Source organism: Methylobacterium sp. C33D (assembly GCF_053345825.1).
Window position 1 is genome coordinate 1 of the sequence record NZ_JBKFAV010000117.1, and the last position, 773, is coordinate 773.

General features: G+C 71.8%; 1 protein-coding gene. It reads right to left on the reverse strand.

The annotated features are described in order from the left end of the window. On the reverse strand, positions 1-773 hold a 773-nt coding region (locus ACLBXO_RS31625; protein WP_447687901.1), incomplete at both ends, for a PAS domain-containing protein.

Consider the following 773-nt stretch of genomic DNA (forward strand, 5'->3'; position numbering starts at 1 on the left):
GCGTCGAACAGCTCCCGCTCGGTGTGCTTGCGCTCGGTGATGTCCTGCAGGACCATCAGCACGAAGGCCGCCTCGTTGATCTCGATGCGCTCGGCCGAGACCAGGCAGTCGAGGTTGGCGCCGCTCTCGTGGCGCAGGCAGACCTCGACACCCAGCACGTAGCCCTGCCGCTCCAGGGCGGCCTCGACCTGCAGGCGCTGCTTGTCGGCGACCCACAGGCCGGCCTCCACCAGCGAGCGGCCGACGACGCGGTCCTCGCCCAGCCCGAAGACCCGGCCGAACGCCTCGTTCACGCCCGTGACCTGGCCGTCGTCGGCCCGCACCAGCACGGTGGGGACCGGCGTCAGGCGGAACGCCTTGGCGAAGCGCTCCTCGCTCTGGCGCAGGGCGGCCTCGGCCTTCCGGCGCAGCTCCAGGTCGGCGAAGGTGAACAGCATGCAGGGCTCGTCGCCCATCGCGATCGGCTGGCCGGCGACGATCACGAAGCGGCTGCCGCCGTCGGGCAGGTCGAGGCAGGCCTCCATCTGCGGGATCGTGCCGCCGGCGTTGAGCCGCGCGACCGCGAGGTCGCGGTTGCGCGCGCCGGCCAGGACGTCGACCTCGTAGACGCTGCGGCCGATGACGGCGTCGCGGGTGTGGCCGGTCATCTCCAGGAAGCCGTGATTGACCTTGACGTGGCGCAGGTCGGACAGGCGCGTGATCACGGCCGGCGCCGGGTTGGCGTTGAAGGTGCGCTCGAACCGCTCCTCGGCCTCGAACTGGTCGGAGACGTC